This is a genomic window from Mesorhizobium sp. 2RAF21, assembly GCF_052115345.1.
Taxonomy (GTDB): Bacteria; Pseudomonadota; Alphaproteobacteria; order Rhizobiales; family Rhizobiaceae; genus Mesorhizobium; species Mesorhizobium terrae.
This window is the reverse complement of record NZ_JBFRGM010000021.1, coordinates 13154-35795: the sequence shown is the minus strand read 5'-3', so window position 1 is coordinate 35795 and position 22642 is coordinate 13154. Positions and strand designations below refer to the sequence as shown.

Genomic DNA, 22642 nt, shown 5'->3' with positions numbered 1-22642 from the left:
GGTCGGGGTTCCATCTAGCTGGAAACCGCTCAGGAATGACCGAACCGGTGTTTTTTGTGCCTTCGCGCCGGTTCACGGTGGCCGAGGTCGCGGACTTGACCGGCTCGGCCATTGCCAATCTGGCCTATGCCGAGACCGTCATCGAGACGATCGCCTCCGCTTCGGACGGCAACGATAAGGCCCTGGTGTTCATCGACGGCAAGCGTAATGCCGGCCTGATGCCGAGCCTCAAGGCCGCGGCCGTGCTGTGCCCGTCGGATGTCGCCGACCAGGCACCGGCCGGCGTCGCCGTGCTCGTCAATCCACGTCCCCAGCAGGCTTTCGCCACGGTCGGCAGGCTGCTTTATCCGGCCGCCTCGACGCCGGTGGCGCTGACCTCCGAAACAGGCGTTTCGCGTAACGCCTTCGTCGACGATACCGCACATATCGAGCCCGGCGCCATTGTCGAGGCGGGCGCCATCATCGGCGCCGGCGCGTCGATCGGCGCGGGCACCGTGATTGCTCCCACCGCCGTTATCGGCCGCAACTGCCAGATCGGCCGCGACGGCTATGTCGGGCCCGGCGCCAGCGTGCAATACGCGCTGGTCGGCAACCGCGTCGTCATTCATGGCGGCGCCAGGATCGGCCAGGACGGTTTCGGCTTCGCCGGCGGTGCCAAGGGGCCGGAACGCATGCCGCAGATCGGCCGCGTCGTCATACAGGACGATGTCGAGATCGGCTCCAACACCACCGTCGATCGCGGCGCGATGACCGATACGGTGATCGGCGAGGGCACCAAGATCGACAATCTGGTCCAGATCGCCCACAACGTGCGCATTGGCAGGGGATGCATCATCGCCGGCCATTGCGGTCTCTCCGGTTCCGTGACACTAGGCGACTACGTCATGCTGGGCGGCCGCGTCGGCATTGCCGATCACATCACGGTCGGCGACAGGGTGCAGGTGGCGGCGTCGTCGGGCTTGATGTATGACATTCCCGCGGGTGAACGTTGGGCCGGCATGCCAGCGCAGCCGATGCGTGATTTCTTCCGAGAGCTCTCGGCGATCCGCGCATTTACGAAGCATTCGAAGGGGGACAAGAATGGCTGATATGGCCGGCGCGACGCTTGAAGCCGTCGACCTCATCGGGTTGATGAAGATCTTGCCCCATCGCTATCCGTTCCTGATGATCGACCGCATCGTCGACATCGATGGCGACAATTCCGCCATCGGCGTCAAGAATGTCACCATCAACGAACCGCATTTCATGGGTCATTTCCCCGAGCATCCGGTGATGCCGGGCGTGTTGATCCTGGAGGCGATGGCGCAGACCGCCGGTGCTGTCTGCATTCGTGCCGCCGGCGCGGAAAAGCCGTCGCTGGTTTATCTGTTGACCATCGACGGTGCCAAATTCCGCAAGCCGGTGGTGCCGGGCGATCAGTTGTTCATCCATGTCCGCAAACTCAAGAAGCGTGGCAATCTTTTGAAATTCGCCTGCGAAGGCAAGGTCGAGGGCGCCGTCGTCGCCGAGGCCGAGGTGCAGGCAATGATGGTCGTTAACGAACGGCCGTAAGTTCCAGGAACGCATGACAATTCAGACGAACATTCATCCTTCGGCGGTTGTCGAGGCCGGCGCCCAGATTGGTACTGGCGCTCGCATCGGTCCCTTCTGCCACATCGGTGCCGACGCGGTCGTCGGCGACAATGTCGAACTGGTCGGCCATGTCTCGGTACAGGGCGCCACGACCATCGGCGCCGGCACCAAGGTGTGGCCGATGACGGTGCTTGGCGCGCCGCCGCAGAACACCAAGCACAAGGGCGGCCGCACCACGCTGGTGATCGGCGCCAACTGCACGATCCGCGAAAGCGTGACGATGCATCTGGGCACCGACGACAGCCGCGGCGAGACCACCGTCGGCGACAACGGCTTTTTCCTCGCCTATTCCCATATCGGCCATGACAGCATCGTCGGCAAGAACGCCACTTTCGCCAATGGCGCCACGCTCGGCGGCCACTGCGAAATCGGCGACAATGTCTATATTGGCGGCCTCTCCGCCGTGCACCAGTTCGTGCGCGTCGGCGACAACGCCTTCCTCGCCGGCTGCTCGGCCTTTGTCGGCGACGTCATTCCTTATGCGATCGCTGTCGGCAACCGGGCGAAGCTGCGCGGCCTCAACATCGTCGGCCTGAAGCGCTCCGGCGTGCCGCGCTCGGAAATCCATCTGCTGCGCCGCGCCTACAACACGATCTTCGACCCGTCGCGCACCGTTGCCGAGAATGTCGAATTGGCCAAGGCCGAATTCTCCGCCTCGCCAGCGGCGATGAAGATCATCGATTTCATCACCAGCCGCGGCAAGCGGCACTATACCGTGCCGCCGCTGAAGGGCGGGGCCGATGACGACGCCGAAAACGACGCCTGAGGGCGCCGGGCGCCTTCGTCTCGCTGCCGGTGCCAAGGTCGGCATCATCGCCGGCGGCGGCAGGCTGCCGCTCGATGTAGCTGACGGCCTTGTTGCCCAGGGTCTCGCGCCATTCGTGCTGATGGTCGAGGGCGAAGCGTCGCCCACCGGCGGGCTCGGTCGCTTCGAACATGAGGTTCTTGCGATCGAATCGCTCGGTTCGCTGGTCGGCATCCTGCGTCGCCATGGCGTCACCCATGTCGTCCTGGCGGGCGAGATCAGGCGCCGGCCGCGACTGAGCGCCATGCGCTTCAATTTCGGCCTGCTTGCCGTTGTTCCGCTTGTGATTTCGGCACTGGCGCGTGGCGATGACGGTTTGCTCAAGGTGGTCGTTCGCGGCCTCGAGGCACGCGGTTTCACCGTGCTCGGCGCCCACCAGATCGTGCCCGACCTGACAACCAGCGAAGGCAGCCTCACACGGACCGTTCCCGGCAAGGCTGACTGGCGCGACATCGAGGCGGCTCGCGAGGCGGCGGTCGCCATCGGCGCGCTCGATATCGGCCAGGGCGCGGTGGCGATCGGCGGTCGTGCCATCGCGCTCGAAGGCATAGAGGGCACCGATGGCCTGCTGGAGCGGGTGAAAGCCTTGCGCGGCCATGGCCGGCTTGCCGGCAAGACCGGCGGCGTGCTGGTCAAATGCGCCAAGCCGGAACAGGAGCTTCGTGTCGACCTGCCGTCCATCGGCCTGCAGACGGTGGAAGGCGCTCATGCGGCCGGCCTGGCCGGCATCGCCGTCGAGGCGGGCCGCTCGCTGATCCTGGACAGCGCCGCCGTCATCGCCAGGGCCGACGCGCTCGGCCTGTTCGTTTACGGCCTGCCGCCCCGGGGAGGCACCGATGGCCGCTGAGCGACCATTCAAGATCGCGATCGTGGCCGGCGAGGAGTCCGGCGACCTGCTCGGCGCCGACCTGATCGAAGCGCTGCGGCGCAAGAGCGGGCGCGACATCACGCTCGTCGGCCTCGGCGGTCGTCACCTCAAGGCACAAGGCCTCGTCCCGCCCTTCGATGCCAGCGAAATCGCGCTGATGGGTGTCAGCGCGGTGCTGGCCGGCCTGCCGCGCCTGATGCGCCGCATCAGCCAGACGGCGGCATTGGTCGGCGCCGAAAAGCCGGATTGCCTGATCACCATCGACAGCCCGGATTTTTCGCTGCGTGTCGCCAGGAAGGTGCGCGCGGCGCATCCGTCGATCCCGATCGTCCATTATGTGTGCCCGTCGGTCTGGGCCTGGCGGCCGGGCAGGGCGCTGGCGATGCGACCCTATGTCGACCACATCCTCTGCATCCTGCCGTTCGAGGTGAAGGAGTTGGAGCGTCTCAAGGGGCCTGCGGGCACCTATGTCGGCCATCGGTTGAGCCACGACGCCAATGTGCTCAAGGCAGCCGCCATGCAGGCCGCGCCGCGCGATCTCGCTGACGACCGGGTGAAGACATTGCTTCTTCTGCCGGGTTCGCGCAGGGGCGAAGTGCGCAGGCTGCTGGAGCCGTTCGGCGAGACCGTTTCAGCACTCGCCGCGCGCGGCCACCAGATGCGGCTCCTGCTGCCCACCGTGCCGCATGTGGCCGATTTCGTGCGCTCCACGGTATCCAACTGGCCGCACAAGCCTGAAATCCTGCTGGAACCTGAGCGCAAGTGGCAGGCCTTCGGCGAGGCCGATGCCGCGCTGATCGCGTCGGGAACCGTGTCGCTGGAACTGGCGCTGGCGGGCGTTCCGATGGTGTCCACCTACAAGCTCGACGCCGTCGCCAAGCTGGTGCAGAAACTCATCACCACCTGGTCGGCGCTGTTGCCCAACCTGATCGCCGACAAGGCGCTGGTGACCGAATTCTACGACATCTATGTCAGGCCGCAGAACCTTGCCCGGCAGATCGAGGCGCTGTGGTCGGACGGCGGGCTGCGCGCCTGGCAAAAGGTCGGTTTCGACGAGGTGCGCCGCCGCATGGCCACGGACCGCCCGGCCGGCGAGATCGCTGCCGACGTCGTTCTGGCTGAAATCGCCAAGCGCTCCTGACGGGAGTTCGAAACGCCTGAAGTCGTCGCCGGCCAATCAGCCGACCTGCTCTCGTTTCTTCCAGTCGCCCGTCGTGTTCCACCAGCGGTTCGGATTGGCGCTGTCGTCGAGGCCGCGCGAACGGCTGCTCAGGATCGGGCGGATGCGGATGACAGGTTCCTGATAGCTGTGCGCCTGGAAGATGGCTTCGACGATCCGTTCGATCTGGTCCGCGTTCATGCTGCTGTCCTCGATCTCGAAGGAGACCTCGACGACGCCCGGCCGTTCGCGCAGCCCGGTCTCGGCGCCGGCCGCAGCACCTTGCAGCGGCCGATAACGTTCGATGCCGGCATCGGACTGATAGGAATTGCTGTCGTAGTTGCCCATGGTCAGCGGCGCGACAGCGGTGACGGCCCGCATGATGCGGTCGACATCTTCGGCCGGAGCCTGGAAGGTGACCAGCAGCATCGACCGCATCATGGTCGACATGGTCTGGAACGGTTTCAGCATGGCCGGCCTCGCGTTTTGTTCACTGACGCTCGACATGCTCTAGCCGAGCGCTGCTGACACCCTTGCGTCAGGAGTACGGGCCGGAAACAAAACAACCGGCCTTTTGGGCCGGTTGTTCGTGGTTCTTATGCTTGTGGCTGTTACTTGGCCTTGCCGAGCACCGCGTCGACGCTCCACGGGCCGGGGCCGGCGGCGGCGATATAGAGGAAGGCGAAACAGAACAGCATCGCCGCTTCGCCGCCGTTGAGCACCGGGAAGAAGCCCTGCGGCGCATGCGCCATGAAATAGGCGAACGCCATCAGGCCGGACAGGATGAAGGCCACCGGGCGCGAGAACAAGCCGATCGCCAACAGCACGCCGCCGACGATTTCCAGCATGCCGGCTGCCGTCGTCAGGCTGTTCAGCGGGTAGGGGAACGGTGCGGGCCAGCCAAGCAGCTTCATCGCGCCATGCGAGAAGAAGGTCGCTGCGGTGAGAATACGCAGGATGCTGAGCAACTGCGGAGCCCAAGGCTGCAAGAAAGTAAACTTCATTATTTCCCTCAATGTCTCTCTGGAATGATTCTAGTCTAAATCGCTGTACCACAGTACTGCCGGATCGCCTCTATAGGGGATTTTCGGTCGAGACCACCGCCTGCCGGTCACATGCCGGCCGCTTCAAATCAACTGTTGTTGAAAAACGCGTGATGATCTGCGCCCGATTCACGCGATGCCGGAGCATCCCGGCTCAATGTTCGGCGGTCGGCGATGCAAAGCAAACCGCCCCTGACGTTGCTACATCAGGGGCGGCTGGATACTGCAAGGACTGAAAGGTGTCAGCGCTTGGCGATCGGCACGTAGTCGCGTTCCGGCGCGCCGGTGTAGAGCTGGCGCGGACGGCCGATCTTCTGATGCGGGTCCTCGATCATCTCCTTCCACTGGGCGATCCAGCCGACGGTGCGGGCAACCGCGAACAGCACGGTGAACATGGCGGTGGGGAAGCCCAGCGCCTTCAGCGTGATGCCGGAATAGAAGTCGATGTTCGGGTAAAGCTTCTTCTCGATGAAATACGCATCGGTGAGCGCGATCTTCTCGAGCTCCATGGCGACGTCCAGCATCGGATCGTCCTTGATGCCGAGTTCGCCCAGCACTTCATGCGTGGTCTTCTGCATGATCTTGGCGCGCGGATCGTAGTTCTTGTAGACGCGGTGGCCAAAGCCCATCAGCCGGAACGGATCGTTCTTGTCCTTGGCGCGGGCGATGAATTCCGGAATGCGGTCGACCGTGCCGATCTCCGAAAGCATGTTGAGCGCCGCCTCGTTGGCGCCGCCATGCGCCGGGCCCCACAGGCAGGCGATGCCGGCGGCGATACAGGCGAAGGGATTGGCGCCCGACGAGCCGGCGAGCCGCACCGTCGAGGTCGAGGCATTCTGCTCGTGGTCGGCGTGCAGGATGAAGATGCGCTCCATGGCGCGCGCCAGCACCGGATTGACCTTGTATTCCTCGCACGGCACCGCGAAGCACATATGCAGGAAGTTGGCGGCGAAGTTCAGCTCGTTCTTCGGGTAAACGAAGGGCTGGCCGATATGGTATTTGTAGGCCATCGCCGCGATCGTCGGCATCTTGGCGATCAGGCGGATCGAGGCGACCATGCGCTGGTGCGGGTCGGAAATGTCGATGGAGTCGTGATAGAAGGCCGACAGCGCGCCGACCACGCCGCACATCACCGCCATCGGGTGCGCGTCGCGGCGGAAGCCGGTGAAGAAGCGGCTCATCTGCTCGTGCACCATGGTGTGGCGCGTGACGCGATAGTCGAAATCGTCCTTCTGCGCCTTGGTCGGCAGTTCGCCGTAGAGCAGAAGGTAGCAGACTTCGAGGAAATCGCCGTGTTCGGCCAGCTGGTCGATCGGATAGCCGCGGTGCAGGAGCACGCCGGCGTCGCCGTCGATGAAGGTGATCTGCGATTCGCAGCTGGCGGTAGAGGTGAAGCCGGGATCGTAGGTGAAGGCGCCGGTGGTGGTATAAAGCGCGCCGATATCGATGACGTCCGGGCCGACGGAGCCGCTTCGGACCTTGAACTCGTGCGTCTTGCCGCCGAGTTCCAGTTTCGCCGTCTGTCCGGTCATCGCTAACTCCTTCTTGTTCCTATGCCTTCAGGCAAAATCAATCCGCCACGCAAAACGCTGTAAGCCTCTGAAATGCGCGAGATTGCAGCCGCCGAGGGAAATAGGGCTGTTTGATCCAGCGGCAATGTTGCACCGCAAAACGCGCCTTTCAATGCCAAAGTTCTTGGGCCAGATCTCCTAATCGATTTGATCGGCAATGCGAGCGAGACTTTCGTCACGACCGAGCACCGCCAACACGTCGAAAACACCGGGCGAGGTGCTGCGCCCGGTGAGCGCGGCGCGCAAGGGTTGGGCCACCTTGCCGAGCTTGAGGTTCGTCGCCTCGGCGCAGGCGCGCACGGCTGCCTCCGTGGTGGCCGCGCTCCATTCGTCCAGCGCCTGGAAGTGCGACAGCACCGCCTTCAGTACGGCCTTGGCGTCGGCGTCGAGCAGGCCGGCGGCCTTCTCGTCCAGCTGCAGCGGGCGGCTGGCGGCGATGAAATAGAGGCTGTCGGCGAGTTCGACCAGGGTCTTGGCGCGCTCCTTGAGGCCCGGCATCGCCTGCAGCACCTGCGCCTTCTTCGCATCGTCCAGCTGGGCGGCCAGCGCCTCGCCATTCGGTAGATAAGGCAGCGTGTCGAAGAGTGCCTCGGTCAGCGCGGCGTCGTCCATGCCGCGCATATGCACGCCGTTCAGCGCCTCCAGCTTGGCGAAATCGAAACGGGCTGGGCTCTTGTTGATGTCGTCGATGTCGAACCAGCCGATCATCTGGTCGAGCGTCATCACTTCGTCGTCGCCATGGCTCCAGCTGAGCCGCGCCAGATAATTGCGAACCGCGGCCGGCAGATAGCCCATGGTGCGGTATGCATCGATGCCCTGCGCGCCATGCCGCTTGGAAAGCTTGGCGCCATCGGCGCCGAGAATCATCGGCACATGCGCCCACACCGGCACGTCCCAGCCCATCGCATCGTAAATGGTGGTCTGGCGCGCGGCGTTGGTCAGGTGGTCGTCGCCACGGATGATGTGGGTGACGCCCATGTCGTGGTCGTCGACGACCACCGCATGCATATAGGTCGGCACCCCGTCCGAGCGCAGGATGATGAAATCGTCGAGGTCCTTGTTGGGGAAGCGGATTTCGCCCTGCACGCGGTCGCGCACCAGCGTCTCGCCTTCCAGCGGTGCCTTGATGCGGACCGCGCCGCGCACGCCCTCGGGCGCCTCGGACGGATCGCGGTCGCGCCAGTGGCCGTTATAGCGGGGCGGCAGCCCGTTCGCCCGCGCATGCTCGCGCATGGCTTCGAGTTCGGCCGGCGTCTCATAGGCGTAATAGGCCTTGCCCATGCGCACCAGCTCCTCGGCAACCTCGCGGTGCCGCGCGGCGCGCTCGAATTGCGAAATCGCATCGCCATCCCAGCTGAGACCGAGCCAGGCCATGCCGTCGAGGATCGCGGCGGTGGCAGCGTCGGTCGAGCGCTCGCGGTCGGTGTCCTCGATGCGCAGCAGCATCCTGCCGTTGGTGTGCTTGGCATACAGCCAGTTGAACAGCGCCGTGCGGGCGCCGCCGATATGCAGGTAACCGGTGGGGGATGGGGCGAAGCGGGTGATGACCTGATCGGACATGGAACTCTCAAGGAAGGGGCGCCAAAGGCGCGGACTTTCGTTGTTTGGGCGTTCATGTAGCATAGGAGGTCGGGGGCGCAAGGGGCAGACCCGATGGCTGGACGGGGCCGGAGCGGGCAGGGCGGGGCGGATGCCGATCGCGGCATCAGCGAGCAGCTTCTGTTTGCTTCGACCCAGCCGCTTTTCCCGCCTGCGACCCGGCAGCCCGATGGCGCAAACGAGGCCGGCGGGCCGGTGGCGGAGAGCCGCGTCATCCCCGTATTGCCGCCGGAGATCGCCAGACTTCAGCCACCTCCGGTCTTGCCTGATCGCATCGCCGCCTGGACACGGCGCATGCGGCTGTTGTTGCGCCAGGACTGGCGCGGCGCACTCGGTTCGGTTGTCAGTCTGGAGCTCGACCGGGGGGCCGCCTTTCTGTTCGCGCCGGTGTTTCTGGCGGCAGGTGCCGCCGTCTATTTTTCACTCACCGAAGAACCGGCCTTCCTTCAGCCGGTCGCCTCCTGCCTTGCGCTGGCGGCCATTGCCTTGCTTGCCGGGGCGAAGTCTCATCTGGCGGCAATGGCCATGCTGTTCTTCGTGCTCGGTATCCTGGCCGGCAAGGTAGAGACCTGGCGTATGCCGGGCGACACGCTGGGTGCCGAGGTCTCGACCGGCATCACCGGGCGCGTCGTGGCGGTCGAGCCGATGGCGAGCGGCCGCACGAGGCTGACGCTGGATGTTCTTGGCACCGAGCGGCCCAAGCTGCGCTACCAGCCCGAGCGGGTGCGCCTGTCGGCGCTGGCGGTGCCCGAGGGGATCAAGGCCGGCTCGATGGTCAACGGTTATGCGCGGCTGATGCCGCCAGCCGGCCCGGTGCGGCCTGACGGCTACGACTTTTCCTTCGAAAGCTTCTTCGACGGCATCGGCGCTACCGGCTTCTTCATGGGCAAGCCGAAGCTGGTAACGCCCGCGAACGATGCGATGCCCGTCATGGCGCGCCTGTCGGCGGCGGTCGAAACCGCGCGGGAGACAATCGCTGCCCGCATTCGCGCCACCATCGGCGGTGCGGAAGGCGAAATCGCCGCCGCACTGATCGTCGGCGTGCGCGCCGGCATTCCAGAATCCGTCAACGAGGCGATGCGGCGCACCGGCATCTACCACATCATCTCCATTTCCGGCCTGCACATGGCGCTGGTGGCCGGCACCGTGATGGCGCTGCTGCGCGGGACCTTCGCGCTGTTTCCGGATTTTTCGGCGCGGCATCCGGTGAAGAAATATGCCGCCCTTGCCGCGCTGGTCTCGATCGCAGCCTATCTCGCCATCTCCGGCATGGTGGTGGCCGCCGAACGCAGCTTCATCATGCTGGCGGTGATGCTGGTCGCCGTTCTCTTGGATCGTGCCGCGCTGTCGATGCGCAATCTGGCGATATCGGCGGTCGTCGTCATCCTGATCGCGCCGCACGAGGTGGTCGGGCCCTCCTTCCAGATGTCGTTTGCCGCCACCGCCGCGCTGATCGGTGCCTATGCTGCCTGGTCCGAACGCCGGGGCATCGCGCCGACCGGCCCGCCGCCGGCGCGGTCGCTGGCGGGATTTCTCGTACACAAGTCGCTGGTGGGGCTGATCGGTCTCGCCGTGACGTCCATCGTCGCCGGTCTTGCGACGGCCTTGTTCGCGGCCTGGCACTTCCAGCGCATTTCGCCGCTCAGCCTGCTCGCCAACCTTGCCGTGATGCCGATCGTCTCGCTTGTCGTCATGCCGGCCGCCGTTTTCAGCGCGCTCGCCATGCCGTTCGGGGCCGACGGACCGTTCCTCTACGCCATGGGCAAGGGGTTGTCGGCGATGATGGCGATCGCCGAATGGATCTCAGCACGCTCGCCGGTCGATGCCGTCGGGCTCGTCTCGACGCAATCGGTTTTGCTGGTCACGGCCGCACTGGCGATCGGCGCCATGGCCACGACATGGCTGCGGCTGCTCGCCGTGCCGCTGGCCTTCGCCGGCATCGTGGCGATGGACGATGTCGAGACGCCCGACGTGCTGGTGGCCGAGGATGCGCGCCTCGTCGCCATGCCCATCGGCGGCGGCGAACTGGCGGTCAGCCGGCCGCGCCCCAATGCGTTCACGCTCGACAATTGGCGCCGCGCGCTCGATGCCGAGACTGTCGTCCTTCCCGAGACGGCGGCATCGGCCGGCGTCGCCTTGGCGGACGCGCAGGACCTGCCGCCCGGCACGCCGTTTCTGTGTGCGCAGGATCTCTGCTTTGCCCGCCATCCCGATGGCCCGGTCGTGGCGACGGCGCCCAATGCGCGCGCCGCGAAGCCCGCCTGTGCGGTCGCCGCCGTGATCGTCATCGACGACGCCACGGCGCGCGATCTTTGCGAGGACGCCGCCGTCGTCGTCATCACCCGACAGGATCTGGCCCGCGCCGGCAGCGCGGCGGTCTATTTCGACCCGCAAAATGCCGCTGCTGCCGCAACGGCGCGCTTCGCCCTCGAAGACAGCTCCCGGCCCTGGCACGCGCAGCGCCGGTTTTCACGCGAGGCGAGGGGCCTGCCGCCCCGGCAGCAGGAGCGCGTGAAGTCCAATGCCAAGGCAGGCAAATTCGATGCCTCGGCAAACAGATTCGATGCCGACACAAACAGGCGCGATGCGCGTGCGAACAAACGCGATGCCACGCCGAACGGTCCTGATGTCACGACAGAACAACGAGATCACGCGCCTCAAACGCCAGAAAATTAGCCGGCTATCAATTCGGCAAGACCGCGTCCACTAAACCGGCTCCGCGACATTTCAGCGGAGGAAAGAGACCTGCTACGAGCGCTTGGAGCCGGCTCCGAGCGCGTCGAGCCGACCGGTTCCGGCCTCATTAATAGCGGCGGATCAGGCCGACCAGCTTGCCTTGCACCTTGACCCGGTCCGGCCCGAAAATGCGGGTTTCATAGGCCGGATTGGCGGCCTCCAGCGCAATCGACGCGCCCTTGCGGCGGAAGCGCTTCAGCGTCGCTTCCTCCTCGTCGACCAGTGCCACGACGATCTCGCCGGGATTGGCGGTGTTGGCATTGCGGATGATGACCGTGTCGCCGTCGAAAATGCCGGCCTCGATCATCGAATCGCCTTTGACCTCAAGGGCATAGTGGTCACCGCCCGAAATCATGTCAGGCGGCACCGAGATGGAATGCGTGCGGTGCTGGATGGCGTCGATCGGCACACCGGCGGCGATGCGGCCCATGACGGGAATGGAAACGGCGGAGCCGGCATCGTCGTCATTGCTGGCCGACTGCGGGCGCTGCGGCTCCTTGGCCGCCGGGCGGCCGAGGCTGCCTTGGATGACGGCCGGCGAAAACCTCCTGGCCGCGTTGAGGCCGGGCGCGATGGAATCGGGCAGACGCAAAACTTCGAGCGCCCGGGCCCGGTTCGGCAGCCGGCGGATGAAGCCGCGCTCTTCCAGAGCGGTGATCAGGCGGTGGATGCCGGACTTCGATGCAAGATCGAGCGCCTCCTTCATCTCGTCGAAAGAGGGTGGGATGCCGCTTTCTTTCAGTCGTTCGTGGATGAAGAGCAGAAGCTCGTGTTGCTTGCGTGTCAGCATTGTCACCCCCAGGGGACTGGAACCGGAATCAGTAAAACAAACCCGGAACAAACACTATCTGTTCCATTTGTGTTCCGCAACCATTTAAAGTTTAATGAATCTGTTGACGCTTTGTTCAGCCTGATGCCGCCGGAACTCGATCTCGACTTTTTCGTCGCGCCGGGGCGAGTGGCTTTGCAAATGGCAGAATCGAGGCGCCACTGCATGGTTGAGCAGAACAGGCGCGCGGTGTGAAGAGCCCGGGCCTGCAACAAAGGCACGGCCCGGCCGGATTGTGCCAAGCCGGCCGACAAAGACGTTGCTGCTACGCGTCCCGCGCCTTCCAGCCTGGTGATTACTCGGCAAAAAGATTCGCAGCCATGTAGTCGACAAAAACCCGAACCTTGGGCGAGAGGTATCGGTTGGTCGGCCAAAGGATCCGAAACGTCCCGGCCTCGCTAAGGTAGTCTTCCAGTAGCGGCACCAGCTTTCTCTCGGCCAGGCCTGAGGATACGGCAAACGGCGGAAGGCATGTGATGCCGAAAGATCGTTCGGCGAGATAGATCAATGGTTCCAACGTGCTGGCGACCGTGGTGACGGGAAGGTCGAGCTTCAGCTCGCGTCCATCGCGCGCCAGCGGCCACGGTTCGAGCCGTCCCGAATTCGCGAAGCGATGATGCAGGCACCGATGCAGGAGGAGGTCCTCCGGCACACTCGGCCTGCCGTTTTCGGCGAGATATTCGGGTGCCGCGACAATCATGTGCCTGAATGTCCCGAGCTTGCGGCTCATCAGGCGCGTGTCCTTGACGTCGCCCGTTCGAACGACGGCGTCGAAACCCTCCTCGATGACATCGACAAGCCGGTCGGTGAAATCGAGATCGAGGTTGATCTGCGGATATGTTGCCATGAAAGCCGACAGCGTCGGCATCAAAAGCATGCCGGCCAGGGGAAGGCTCACGCGAAGCTGCCCGCGCGGGGTCGCCTGCGACCGCGACAGCTGGGCCTGAGCTTGTTCGAATTCCGCCTGGATGCGCCGGCAGCTGTCGAGGAAAAAACTGCCTTCCTCGGTCAGCGCCATACTGCGCGTCGAGCGGTGAAAAAGGCGCGCGCCCATCTCGTCCTCGAGCCGCAGGATGGCCTTGCCGACAGCGGAACCTGACAGGCCGAGCCGTTGCGCAGCGCTCGCGAAACTTCCCGCCTCGGCCACCTGAATGAAAATGCCAAGCGTTCCAAGCGTATCCATGGAGAGCCAATTCCGGAAAAAATATCCGATGTGATGAGAATACCGGACCATTTATCCGATATTTCCGTCCCGATATCCAGATGCCGTCGCGCACAGTCCGCCGCGATCCTCAAATGGAGATACGCATGACCACCCAATCGAACGCCGCCTTCGCGGCCACTCCCCAGCCAACGACCTTCATCGTCAACGTCATCCACGCCCACCCCGGAAAGCAGGAGGAGGCTTTCGCCATCATCCAGGACGTCGTGCACTATGTCGCCGAACGCAAGGAAGGTTTCCTCTGGAGCACGCTGGCCAAGAGCACGGACGGACAAACGGTCGTGAATGTCGAAGCGATCCAGGGCGCCGGCGATGTCGACACGTTCTTCTCCGATCCAGTCTTCGTGGAGAAGTTCCGCAAGCTGGACGCGGTGTCCAAAAGCGAATTTCACACCTACACCGTCGGCGATCTCGTGCTGCCGAAGCGCGTGGCGGCGACCTGATTCACCTAACGATGCCGCGCGCGACGGTTCGAGAATCGGGATCGGTGTTCGGTAAAAACAACGCGTAAATTCAAGGGATTAAAGAGCTTTTTGTACGTCCGAGGCGGACGTGCGGCGGCTTGAAAACAGTTCTTCGCTGCCGCCAGTTTTTTGCTCCGCTCGTCAGCGCAGCATCAGCACCTGGCAGGGCTCGCCGGCGATAGCGGCGGCGGCGAAGGGCGGGCGCACGATCAGCCCGTTGGCATCGGCCAGCGTGCGCAGCATCGAGGAGTCCTGGATGCCCAACGGGGTGGCGATGAGGGCGCCAGCGCGCTCCTCCACGACCGCGCGAACATAATCCTGGCGCCGATCATTAGCCGGCATATTACTTGCCAGTTTCACCTCGCGCATGTCTTGCCTGAAGAGGCGCCCGCCGAGGCGGGCGAGCAGCGGTTTCAGGAACAGTTGCGAGCAGACCAGGCTGGCGACCGGATTGCCGGGCAGGCCGATGCAGCGAATGGCGCCCATGCGGCCGAACAGCAGGGGCTTGCCGGGGCGCATGGCGAGCTTCCAGAAGTCGAGCGTCATGCCTTCGCCGGTCAGCACGTCGTGGACCAAATCGTGGTCGCCCACCGAGGCGCCGCCCAGCGTGACGATGATGTCGGCACCGGCGTCGACGGCATGCCTGACCAAAGCGGCGATCGCGTCCTTGCGGTCGGCGGCGATGCCGAGGTCGAGCGCCCTGGCGCCCACCGCCTGCGCCGCGGCGGCGACGCCATAGGCGTTGGACGAGATGATCTGGCCGGAACCAAGCACGCTGCCCGGCGGCAGCAATTCGTCGCCGGTGGCGATGATGGCGACCAGCGGCCGGCGAACGACAGCCACCGTGGGGTGATTGGCGGAGGCGGCAAGCGACAAAGCGGCGGCGTCAAGCAGCCGGCCTTTGTCGAGCAGCACGTTGCCGCTCTCGAAATCCAGGCCCTTGCGGCGCACATTGCGCCCTTCGGCGGTCGGCTCCAGAAGTTCGACCTTGCCGTCGCCGAGATTGCGCACGTTTTCCTGAATGACGACGGTGTCGGCGCCGGCCGGCAGCGGCGCTCCGGTGAAGATGCGCACGGTCTCGCCGGGTCCCACCGTTCCGGTGAATCCGCGGCCCGCCGGCGCCTGGCCGATCACCGTGAGGCGACCCGCCGCAGCCGCCACGTCCGCGCCGCGGGCGGCATAGCCGTCCATGGCGGAGGCGTCGAAAGGCGGTTGCGTGCGCAGCGCCACCAGCGGCTCGGCCAGAACCCGGTCATAAGCCTCGGCAAGCGGGATGGTTTCGGCGGGCAGCGGCATGGCGTCGCCGAGAAGGCGCGCCAGCGCGTCGTCGACCGGCACCAGCGACATCAGGCACCCGCCTTGTAGTCGCCGGATTTGCCGCCGGTCTTCTCGACCAGCCGGATACCGGAAATGGTCATGGCGCGGTCCACCGCCTTCGCCATATCGTAGATGGTGAGGCAGGCGACCGAGGCGGCCGTCAGCGCCTCCATCTCGACACCGGTCTTGCCGGTGACGCGCGCCAGCGCCGTTACCTTCAGGCCGGGAAGGGCGTGGTCCGGCTCGATATCGACCGAAACCTTGGTCAAAAGCAGCGGATGGCAGAGCGGGATCAGTTCATGCGCCTTCTTGGCGGCCATGATGCCGGCGATGCGGGCGGTGCCCAGCACATCGCCTTTCTTGGCATTGCCCGCAAGGATCATGGCGAGCGTGTCGGCCTGCATGGCAACAAAACCTTCGGCCACCGCAGTGCGAACCGTCTCGGCCTTGTCGCCGACATCGACCATATGCGCCTCGCCCTGAGCGCCAAGATGGGTGAGGGCGCTGCCGGCCACGGTCAGAGGGCCTCGGCCCTGGCGTCGAGCCCGAGAAGCGTGCGCGTGGCGCCGGTCACGTCGGCCTGTCGCATCAGGCTTTCGCCGACCAGGAAGGTGCCGATGCCGCTCTTTTCCATGCGGCGGCAGTCTTCATGGGTGAAGATGCCGCTTTCGCTGACCAGCAGGCGCCCGTCCGGCACCATGCCGGCGAGGCGCTCCGAGGTTTCGAGGCTGGTCTCGAAGGTGCGCAGATTGCGGTTGTTGATGCCGATGAGGCGCGAGCGCAGTTTCAGCGCCCGCGTCGTTTCTTCCTCGTCGTGAACTTCGATCAGCGCGTCCATTCCGAGCGAGAAAGCGGTTTCCTCGAGCTCGGCGGCCAGCCCGTCGTCGACGCTTGCCATGATGATGAGGATGGCGTCGGCGCCCCAGGCACGCGCTTCGTAGACCTGATAGGGATCGAACAGGAAATCCTTGCGCAGCGCCGGCAGGTTACAAGCCTTGCGCGCCTCGGTCAGGAATTCCGGCGCGCCCTGGAACGACGGTGCGTCGGTCAGCACCGAGAGGCAGGCAGCGCCGCCCGCCTGGTAGGCGCGCGCCAGCGCCGGCGGATCGAAATCGGCGCGGATCAGCCCCTTGGACGGGCTCGCCTTCTTGATCTCGGCGATCAGCGCGAAGGCGCCGGCCGCGCGTTTTGTCTCCAGCGCCGCCAGGAAACCCCGCGGGCGGTCGGCATCGGCGGCGCGCACCTTCATCTCGGCCAGCGGCACGCGCGCCTTGGCGGCGGCGATCTCGTCGCGCTTGTAGGCTTCTATCTTGCGCAGGATATCGGCCATGGCCCTACTCGTTGGAAACCTTCACCAGCCGGTCGAGCACCGCCTTGGCCTTGCCGCTGTCGATGGCGGCGACCGCTTGCGCGATGCCGTCCTCCAGCGTCGCCGCCTTGCCGGCCACCACCAGTCCGGCGCCGGCGTTCATCAGCACTGTATCACGATAGGCGCCCGGCGCCCCGGCCAGCATGCGGCGCAGCGCCTCGGCATTGTAGGCGGCGTCGCCGCCGCGCAGATCCTGTTTCGAATGCCGCTTGAGACCGACCATCTCGGGCGTCAGCTTGAAGCTACGGATCGCGCCGCCAACCAGTTCGGCCACCTCGGTCTCGCCGGTGGTGGTGATCTCGTCATAGCCGTCGCCATGCGCAACCCAGGCATGGTCGGCGCCCAGCGCCTTCAATGTCTCGGCCACTGGCAAAATCCATTCGGGCGCGAACACGCCGACCATCTGGCGGGTGACGCCGGCCGGGTTGGACAGCGGTCCGAGCAGGTTGAAGATGGTGCGGGTGCCGAGTTCGCCGCGCACCGGGCCGACATGTTTCATGGCCGGGTGATGCGACGGCGCGAACATGAAGCCGACGCCGGCCTTGGCGATGCAGTGGCCGATGGCCTCCGGCGTCAGGTCGAGCTTGATGCCGAGGCCGGTCAGCACGTCGGCCGAACCGGTCTGCGAGGACAGGCCGCGATTGCCATGCTTGGCCACCGGCACGCCGGCGCCGGCGATGACGAAGGCCGAGGCGGTCGAGATGTTGAGCGAATGCGAGCCGTCGCCGCCGGTGCCGACGATGTCGATCGCGCCGGCCGGCGCCTCGACGCGCAGCATCTTGTCGCGCATGGTGGCGACCGCGCCGGAAATCTCGCTCACCGCCTCGCCGCGCACGCGCAGCGCCATCAGGAAGCCACCGATCTGGCCGGGCGTCGCGTCTCCCGACATGATGATGTCGAAGGCCTCGCGCGCCTCCTCGAAGGACAGCCTGTGCCCGGCCGCCACGCGGGCGATATGGGGCTTCAGCGCGCTCATTGGACCTGCTGGGCCTGCGAAACGGCTGTCTGGTCGACGCGCACCTCGAACTGCGTCCGCAGCTGTGCCACGAGTTCGTCGAGCAGGTCGTCGGACATGCCCGAGGCGAAGGTCTTCTTGACGTCGTCGGGCATGGTGTTGGCATCGACGCCGGCCGGCTCGAACACTTCGGCGACCTTGAACAGGATCTTGGCGGCGCCGGTCGGTGCCGAAACGACGCCCGAGCCGCCTTCGCCGACGGCGAACATGGCGGAGGTGCCGTCCTTGCCGAAATCGGCGTCGTCGGTCTCGCGCTTGAGGCCGCGCTTGGTCTGCTTCTCCAGTTTGAGTTCGCCGGCGACGGTTTCGAGCGTGGCCCCAGCCTTGACGCGCTTTTCCAGCTCGTCGGCCTTGGCGGTCAGGCGCTTGTCGGCTTCGGCCAGCGTCCAGTCGGCGACCACCTTCTGACGCACTTCGTCGAGCGGACGGTCGCGGGCAGGGGTGACGCCGTTCAGTTCATAGAACACATAGCCGTTGTCGGCGGTGGTCAGGCCTTCGTTCTCGATGCCCTGACCGGCGTCGAACACGGCGCGGATCAGCGCCACCGATTCCGGCAGGCCGGTGACCACGGTGGCGTCCGGCCGCTGACCGGTGCGGTCGAGGGCGTCGACGGTGGTTACCTTGAGCTTCAGCTTCTCGGCCGCTTCCTTCATGGTGGCGCCGCCGGCGCGGGCGTCCTCATAGGCGTCGTGGGTGTCGAGCAGGATGCGGCTCGCCTCGTTGACGGCCAGTTCCTTGCGGATCTCGGCTGTGACTTCCGCGACCGGCTTCACCACTTCCGGCTTGATCTCGGTGACGCGCACCAGCACCGGGCCGAAGGCGCCCTGGATGACCTGGCTGACCTCGTTGGCGTTCAGCGCGAAGGCCGCCTCGGCCACCGCCTTGTCGCCGATCTTGTCCTTGGAGAGCGTGCCCAGAAGCGTGTCGGCCGGCGTCTTGCCCTCGGCGGTGATCAGCTTGTCGAAGGTGCCGCCGCTCTTCAGCGAATCGACGGCAGCCTTGGCGGCTTCCGGCGATTTGTAGACGAGCTGCTGGATGGTGCGGGTTTCAGGCGTCGTGTAGCGCGCCTTGTTCTTCTCGTAGTCGTCCTTGATCTGCTGCTCGGTCACCGCGGAGAGGTCCATGATGTCCTCGGGCTCGAGGCGCACATAGGAGAACTTGCGGTATTCGGGCGCGGCGTATTTCTTCTTGTTGGCCTCGAAATAGGCCCTCAGGTCGCTGTCGGACGGCGGATTGATCGGCTCAACCATCGCCTTCGGCAGCACCAGATAGTCGACGGTGCGGTCCTCGCCGCGATAAAGGGCGACAGCCTTGAGGAAGGTGTCCGGCGCCTTCATGCCGTCGGAGACGGCCTCGACGATCTGCTGGCGGGTGGCCACCTGCATGCGGTTCTTCAGATAGTCTTCCGGACGCATGCCGATCTGGCGCAGCACATAGTCGAACATGCGGCGGTCGAACTGACCGTCGGCGCCCTTGAAGGCGGCGTCCTCGCGGGTCAGCTCGGCGATGCGGTTTTCCGAAAGGCCGAGGCCGAGCTTGCGCGCCTGCTCGTCCAGCACCGCGCCGGAGACCAGCTGCGACAGAACGCGATTCTCGACGCCCAGCTGCTTGGCCTGTTCGCGCGTCAGCCGCTGGCCGAACTGCTGCGACATGACGTTGATCTCGCGGTCATAGGCGAGGCGGTATTCGGTGACGGAGACGGAAGTGCCGCCCGTGGTCAGCACACTGTGGTGGCCGGCGATGGTGCCCATCATGCGGCTGGAGATGCCCCAGACGGCGAAACTCACCACCAACAGGGAGAGCAGCGCTTTCGCGACCCAGGTTCCCGCCGCGTTCCGCAATGTAGAGAGCATGTCGTTGTCCAAATTAAATCAAGCCAAGCGCAATAGCGTCCTTCACGCCCACTGTCGATTGCTTTGTGGCCTGATTTTGGTAGGGAAGACCGCGACAGACCGGCCGGAGATCACAAGAATGACACCAGGAATACGCCCTCTCGTGGCAGGCAACTGGAAGATGAACGGAACCAGCGCCTCGCTTCCCGAACTGCGCTCCATCGGCCAGGGCTTCATCAACGGGCTCGACGCCAGGACCGACGCGCTGGTCTGCGTGCCGGCGACCTTGCTGTCGCGCGCCGCCGAAACGGTTTCCGGAACGCCGGTTCACGTCGGCGGCGAGGATTGCCATGCCAATCAGAGCGGCGCCCATACCGGCGACGTCTCGGCCGAGATGCTGAAGGATGCCGGCGCCAGCCATGTCATCGTCGGCCATTCCGAGCGCCGCACCGACCATGGCGAGAGCGACGCCACCGTCCACGCCAAGGCCGAGGCCGCCTGGCGCGCCGGGCTGGTCGCCATCATCTGCGTCGGTGAAACCCGCGCGCAGCGCGAAAGCGGCGCGACGCTCGATGTTCTGTCCACGCAGGTCGCGGGTTCGGTGCCGTCCAGCGCGACAGCCGCCAATGCGGTGCTCGCCTATGAGCCGGTCTGGGCGATCGGTACCGGCCTGACGCCGACGGCCGCGGATGTGGCTGAGGCCCATGCCCATATCCGCGAAAAGCTCGCCGAAAAGCTCGGCCAGGCGGCCGCGGCCAAGATGCGCATTCTTTATGGCGGCTCGGTCAAGCCATCCAACGCGGTCGAACTGCTTGGCGTCGCCAATGTCGACGGCGCGCTGGTCGGCGGCGCCAGCCTCAAGGCGGCCGATTTCCTTGGCATCGCCGAGGCCTATCGCAACCTCTGACGGCGTGCTTTTCGGTTGCAAAGCCGGCACCGGTCCCCATATTCCGGTGCCGGGCTTGGAAATGCCATCAAAGCGTTGTAAGAGCCGCCACCTGTTCACCGGTCGCCGCTGGCGCCCAAGCCAGCTTTGCCAAGGTAGACAATGCAAACAGTCCTGATCGTCGTCCATCTCATGATCGTGCTCGCGCTTGTCGGCGTCGTGCTTCTGCAGCGTTCGGAAGGCGGCGGTCTCGGCATCGGCGGCGGTTCGGGCTTCATGACCGCCCGCGGTGCCGCCAACGCGCTGACCCGCGCGACGGCGATCCTCGCGGCACTGTTCTTCGCCACTTCGCTGATCCTGTCGATCTCGGCGCGTTACGGCGGCAAGGCGACCGATTTCCTCGACCGCGCTCCGGTGACGCAGCAGACCGGCGGCAAGGGCGTTCTCGACAAGCTTCCGGGCCAGGTCACTCCGGCTGCTCCGGCAGGCACTGCCGCCCCGGCTTCGGGCGACGGCGCCGCCAAGCCGCAATCGACGGCTCCGGCCGCGCCGACCGGCGATGGCGCGGCGACCACCGCTCCGGCTGGCACCGCTCCCGCCCCGGCACAGCCGGCGCAGCCGCAGGTTCCAAACCAGTAAGCGAACAGGCGCGCGGCGCTCCAGCGGCCGCGTTGTCCAATCCAGAAACGCCCGTGGGACCGACCGGTCCGGCGGGCGTTTTTATTTGCTCGTCCACGCTGCGGCGGCGAATGGCACGCGCGGCGCTGGCCCTTCGGGAAATCCAGGGAAGGGTGCTGGCGCGGGACGGGCGCGGGCTGTCCGTCCCGATTCTGGACAATAGCCAGGCAAACAACGCCGGCGCTGGCACAGTAATGTTGCGATCTGTTGTCGTTTGAACACAGTCGCGGCAAATGCGCGGCAATCACGAAGATTCGATCTCATCTGTGTGCCGTTGGCGCTTGAGCAGGTGCCGGCTGTTCGATTATAGCGAAATTGCGGCAATTGAGGCACCTTCCGGGCGCCCGCTGTTGCCGTGGGCAACACGCATTTCTTCTGGACGGAACCTCGCCATGCGGCTTCGCAGTTTCATTCTCGCCGGCCTTTGTGCCGTGCTCACCCTTGGTGCGCCTGCTTATGCGGCCGCGCCAGCCAATACCAAGGCAGCCAAGGCGGATATCGCCAAGACCAAGAGCGCCGCTGTCGAGCTGAAACAGCTCAAGAAGAAAAAGAAGCCGACCGAGGCCGATCTCGCCCGCATCCAGGAACTGGAGAAGCAGGTCCGGGTCGAGCGCGAACTGGCCAAGGAAAAAGTGCTCGAAGCCCGCAAGATGGCCATGCGCGAGGCCGCCAAGGCCAAGGCGGATGCCGCCCGTCAGGAATTCCTGACCAAGAAGGGTCAGAAGCCGGTCGTTCAGGACGCCGACGCCGAAGACGCCAAGTCGGCCAAGAAGCTGGTGAAACTTGAAACCGCAAAGCCGGTACAGCCGATCCCCGCTGTCGTGGAAGAGCCGCTGACGCCAGAAGCACAGGACGTCGTTTCAAACGGCAACAATGGCGAGCTGCGCAGCGAGCCGCGCCCGGGTGAAACCGCTACGCGTCCCAACAACGGCCTGTTCGCCGGTCTGTTCGGCGGTGCTGCCGGCTCGTCTTCGATGTCCATGCTGCCGCAGACGCGCGCGCTCGACGCCGCGCTCGACCGCAAGCAGTCCAAGAAGCCGTTCAAGGTGAAGCCGGAATACGAACCGCAGGAAGTGGCGTTCACCGGCTACGAGCCCGGTACCATCGTCATCAACACCGAAGAGCGCCGGCTCTATCTGGTCGAATCCTGGGGCACGGCTCGCCGCTACGCCATCGCGGTCGGCAAGGAAGGCCTGCAGTACAAGGGCATGACCACCGTCGGCGACAAGCAGGAATGGCCGCGCTGGATCCCGACCAAGGACATGCAGGAACGCGAGCCGAAGAAATACGGCCAGTACAAGGACGGAATGCCCGGCGGCGGTGCGAACCCGCTCGGCGCCCGTGCCATCTACCTCTATGACGGCAAGAAGGATACGCATCTGCGCATCCACGGCACGATTGCGCCGCAGTCGATCGGCACCAGCGCCTCCAATGGCTGCTTCCGCATGATCAACGACCACGTCATCGAGCTCTACAACCGCGTCAAGATGGGCACCAAGGTCGTCGTCCTGTAACGCGGTACACACAATTGGCGAAAGGGCCGGCTCCAGCCGGCCCTTTTGTTTTGGCTGCGTTCCGGCAGCCTTCATCTCCGGGAAAAACCATGCGCGGCGGTTT

General features: G+C 65.3%; 21 protein-coding genes. 10 read left to right on the top strand and 11 right to left on the bottom strand.

Features of this window, described 5'->3' with window-relative positions; translation table 11 throughout:
- Positions 1–35: 35 nt before the first annotated feature.
- The 5 genes from lpxD to lpxB are packed head-to-tail and all read left to right on the top strand — an operon-like array spanning position 36 to position 4446.
- On the top strand, positions 36–1088 hold the full coding sequence (gene lpxD, locus AB4136_RS26955; RefSeq protein ID WP_137900715.1) for a UDP-3-O-(3-hydroxymyristoyl)glucosamine N-acyltransferase: 1053 nt from the start codon (positions 36–38) through the stop codon (positions 1086–1088).
- A complete protein-coding gene (fabZ, locus tag AB4136_RS26950) occupies positions 1081–1551 on the top strand; it encodes a 3-hydroxyacyl-ACP dehydratase FabZ (protein ID WP_024924093.1) in 471 nt (156 codons plus the stop codon). The genes lpxD and fabZ overlap by 8 nt, the downstream gene beginning before the upstream one ends.
- Positions 1552–1564: 13 nt before the next feature.
- Positions 1565–2398 carry an acyl-ACP--UDP-N-acetylglucosamine O-acyltransferase gene (gene lpxA, locus AB4136_RS26945; protein WP_137900714.1) on the top strand — a complete coding sequence of 278 codons (834 nt, stop codon included), beginning with the start codon at positions 1565–1567 and terminating at the stop codon, positions 2396–2398.
- Complete coding sequence (locus AB4136_RS26940; protein ID WP_137900713.1) at positions 2373–3284, top strand: UDP-2,3-diacylglucosamine diphosphatase LpxI domain-containing protein; 912 nt, start codon at positions 2373–2375, stop codon at positions 3282–3284. Before lpxA ends, AB4136_RS26940 begins: the two co-directional genes overlap by 26 nt.
- Complete coding sequence (gene lpxB, locus AB4136_RS26935; RefSeq protein WP_137900712.1) at positions 3274–4446, top strand: lipid-A-disaccharide synthase; 1173 nt, start codon at positions 3274–3276, stop codon at positions 4444–4446. The genes AB4136_RS26940 and lpxB overlap by 11 nt, the downstream gene beginning before the upstream one ends.
- A 36-nt stretch (positions 4447–4482) precedes the next feature.
- On the opposite strand, the gene AB4136_RS26930 is transcribed toward lpxB, so the two are convergent.
- The 4 genes from AB4136_RS26930 to gltX form a co-directional block, all read right to left on the bottom strand.
- A complete protein-coding gene (locus AB4136_RS26930) occupies positions 4483–4935 on the bottom strand; it encodes a hypothetical protein (RefSeq protein ID WP_137900711.1) in 453 nt (150 codons plus the stop codon).
- A 140-nt stretch (positions 4936–5075) separates the two neighbouring features.
- Positions 5076–5468 (bottom strand): DoxX family protein, encoded by a 393-nt coding sequence (locus AB4136_RS26925; RefSeq protein WP_024924088.1) that lies wholly within the window; start codon positions 5466–5468, stop codon positions 5076–5078.
- Positions 5469–5749: 281 nt separating this feature from the next.
- Complete coding sequence (gene gltA / locus AB4136_RS26920; protein WP_024924087.1) at positions 5750–7039, bottom strand: citrate synthase; 1290 nt, start codon at positions 7037–7039, stop codon at positions 5750–5752.
- A gap of 177 nt (positions 7040–7216) precedes the next feature.
- Complete coding sequence (gene gltX / locus AB4136_RS26915; protein ID WP_024924086.1) at positions 7217–8638, bottom strand: glutamate--tRNA ligase; 1422 nt, start codon at positions 8636–8638, stop codon at positions 7217–7219.
- 93 nt (positions 8639–8731) lie between these two features.
- Between gltX and AB4136_RS26910 the strand changes: the two genes are divergently transcribed.
- Positions 8732–11353: a ComEC/Rec2 family competence protein gene (locus AB4136_RS26910; RefSeq protein WP_137900710.1), complete on the top strand. Its 2622-nt coding sequence runs from the start codon at positions 8732–8734 to the stop codon at positions 11351–11353.
- 127 nt (positions 11354–11480) lie between these two features.
- Here the strand turns inward: AB4136_RS26910 and lexA are convergent, their stop codons facing one another.
- Both lexA and AB4136_RS26900 read right to left on the bottom strand, forming a co-directional pair.
- Complete coding sequence (gene lexA, locus AB4136_RS26905; RefSeq protein WP_024924084.1) at positions 11481–12203, bottom strand: transcriptional repressor LexA; 723 nt, start codon at positions 12201–12203, stop codon at positions 11481–11483.
- Positions 12204–12537: 334 nt separating this feature from the next.
- Positions 12538–13425, bottom strand: coding sequence for a LysR family transcriptional regulator (locus AB4136_RS26900; protein ID WP_024924083.1), 888 nt, complete (start codon positions 13423–13425; stop codon positions 12538–12540).
- Between the two features lie 125 nt (positions 13426–13550).
- On the opposite strand from AB4136_RS26900, the gene AB4136_RS26895 reads away from it, so the two are divergent.
- A complete protein-coding gene (locus AB4136_RS26895; protein ID WP_024924082.1) occupies positions 13551–13907 on the top strand; it encodes an antibiotic biosynthesis monooxygenase in 357 nt (118 codons plus the stop codon).
- A gap of 162 nt (positions 13908–14069) precedes the next feature.
- Here AB4136_RS26895 and AB4136_RS26890 read toward each other — a convergent pair whose 3' ends face one another.
- Genes AB4136_RS26890 through AB4136_RS26870 form a run of 5 tightly spaced genes read right to left on the bottom strand, consistent with a single transcriptional unit; the run spans position 14070 to position 19482 of the window.
- The gene (locus AB4136_RS26890) at positions 14070–15275 is read right to left on the bottom strand and encodes a molybdopterin molybdotransferase MoeA (RefSeq protein ID WP_137900709.1); all 1206 of its coding nucleotides are present in this window, start codon (positions 15273–15275) and stop codon (positions 14070–14072) included.
- Complete coding sequence (gene moaC / locus AB4136_RS26885) at positions 15275–15760, bottom strand: cyclic pyranopterin monophosphate synthase MoaC (RefSeq protein WP_024924080.1); 486 nt, start codon at positions 15758–15760, stop codon at positions 15275–15277. Before moaC ends, AB4136_RS26890 begins: the two co-directional genes overlap by 1 nt.
- A gap of 2 nt (positions 15761–15762) precedes the next feature.
- Positions 15763–16575 (bottom strand): indole-3-glycerol phosphate synthase TrpC, encoded by an 813-nt coding sequence (gene trpC / locus AB4136_RS26880; protein ID WP_024924079.1) that lies wholly within the window; start codon positions 16573–16575, stop codon positions 15763–15765.
- Between the two features lie 4 nt (positions 16576–16579).
- Positions 16580–17590, bottom strand: a complete 1011-nt coding sequence (gene trpD, locus AB4136_RS26875) for an anthranilate phosphoribosyltransferase (protein WP_024924078.1) — start codon at positions 17588–17590, stop codon at positions 16580–16582.
- Positions 17587–19482: a peptidyl-prolyl cis-trans isomerase gene (locus tag AB4136_RS26870; protein ID WP_024924077.1), complete on the bottom strand. Its 1896-nt coding sequence runs from the start codon at positions 19480–19482 to the stop codon at positions 17587–17589. Before AB4136_RS26870 ends, trpD begins: the two co-directional genes overlap by 4 nt.
- Before the next feature lie 118 nt (positions 19483–19600).
- Here AB4136_RS26870 and tpiA point away from each other — a divergent pair, with 118 nt between their 5' ends.
- The 3 genes from tpiA to AB4136_RS26855 all read left to right on the top strand — a co-directional run bounded on the left by tpiA (position 19601) and on the right by AB4136_RS26855 (position 22539).
- A complete protein-coding gene (gene tpiA / locus AB4136_RS26865; protein WP_024924076.1) occupies positions 19601–20368 on the top strand; it encodes a triose-phosphate isomerase in 768 nt (255 codons plus the stop codon).
- A 141-nt stretch (positions 20369–20509) separates the two neighbouring features.
- Positions 20510–20986 carry a preprotein translocase subunit SecG gene (gene secG / locus AB4136_RS26860; RefSeq protein ID WP_024924075.1) on the top strand — a complete coding sequence of 159 codons (477 nt, stop codon included), beginning with the start codon at positions 20510–20512 and terminating at the stop codon, positions 20984–20986.
- A gap of 431 nt (positions 20987–21417) precedes the next feature.
- Entirely contained in the window at positions 21418–22539 is a 1122-nt protein-coding gene (locus tag AB4136_RS26855; protein WP_024924074.1) for a L,D-transpeptidase, read from the top strand.
- Positions 22540–22642: the final 103 nt, after the last annotated feature.

Coding starts and splice junctions, on each gene's coding strand:
- AB4136_RS26890 (WP_137900709.1), bottom strand. CDS start 15,275: ATGTCGCTGGTGCCGGTCGACGACGCGCTGGCGCGCCTTCTCGGCGAC.
- AB4136_RS26910 (WP_137900710.1), top strand. CDS start 8,732: ATGGCTGGACGGGGCCGGAGCGGGCAGGGCGGGGCGGATGCCGATCGC.
- AB4136_RS26930 (WP_137900711.1), bottom strand. CDS start 4,935: ATGCTGAAACCGTTCCAGACCATGTCGACCATGATGCGGTCGATGCTG.
- lexA (WP_024924084.1), bottom strand. CDS start 12,203: ATGCTGACACGCAAGCAACACGAGCTTCTGCTCTTCATCCACGAACGA.
- gltA (WP_024924087.1), bottom strand. CDS start 7,039: ATGACCGGACAGACGGCGAAACTGGAACTCGGCGGCAAGACGCACGAG.
- gltX (WP_024924086.1), bottom strand. CDS start 8,638: ATGTCCGATCAGGTCATCACCCGCTTCGCCCCATCCCCCACCGGTTAC.
- lpxA (WP_137900714.1), top strand. CDS start 1,565: ATGACAATTCAGACGAACATTCATCCTTCGGCGGTTGTCGAGGCCGGC.
- lpxD (WP_137900715.1), top strand. CDS start 36: ATGACCGAACCGGTGTTTTTTGTGCCTTCGCGCCGGTTCACGGTGGCC.
- AB4136_RS26870 (WP_024924077.1), bottom strand. CDS start 19,482: ATGCTCTCTACATTGCGGAACGCGGCGGGAACCTGGGTCGCGAAAGCG.
- secG (WP_024924075.1), top strand. CDS start 20,510: ATGCAAACAGTCCTGATCGTCGTCCATCTCATGATCGTGCTCGCGCTT.
- lpxB (WP_137900712.1), top strand. CDS start 3,274: ATGGCCGCTGAGCGACCATTCAAGATCGCGATCGTGGCCGGCGAGGAG.
- AB4136_RS26855 (WP_024924074.1), top strand. CDS start 21,418: ATGCGGCTTCGCAGTTTCATTCTCGCCGGCCTTTGTGCCGTGCTCACC.
- AB4136_RS26895 (WP_024924082.1), top strand. CDS start 13,551: ATGACCACCCAATCGAACGCCGCCTTCGCGGCCACTCCCCAGCCAACG.
- AB4136_RS26940 (WP_137900713.1), top strand. CDS start 2,373: ATGACGACGCCGAAAACGACGCCTGAGGGCGCCGGGCGCCTTCGTCTC.
- AB4136_RS26925 (WP_024924088.1), bottom strand. CDS start 5,468: ATGAAGTTTACTTTCTTGCAGCCTTGGGCTCCGCAGTTGCTCAGCATC.
- tpiA (WP_024924076.1), top strand. CDS start 19,601: ATGACACCAGGAATACGCCCTCTCGTGGCAGGCAACTGGAAGATGAAC.
- trpD (WP_024924078.1), bottom strand. CDS start 17,590: ATGAGCGCGCTGAAGCCCCATATCGCCCGCGTGGCGGCCGGGCACAGG.
- fabZ (WP_024924093.1), top strand. CDS start 1,081: ATGGCTGATATGGCCGGCGCGACGCTTGAAGCCGTCGACCTCATCGGG.
- trpC (WP_024924079.1), bottom strand. CDS start 16,575: ATGGCCGATATCCTGCGCAAGATAGAAGCCTACAAGCGCGACGAGATC.
- AB4136_RS26900 (WP_024924083.1), bottom strand. CDS start 13,425: ATGGATACGCTTGGAACGCTTGGCATTTTCATTCAGGTGGCCGAGGCG.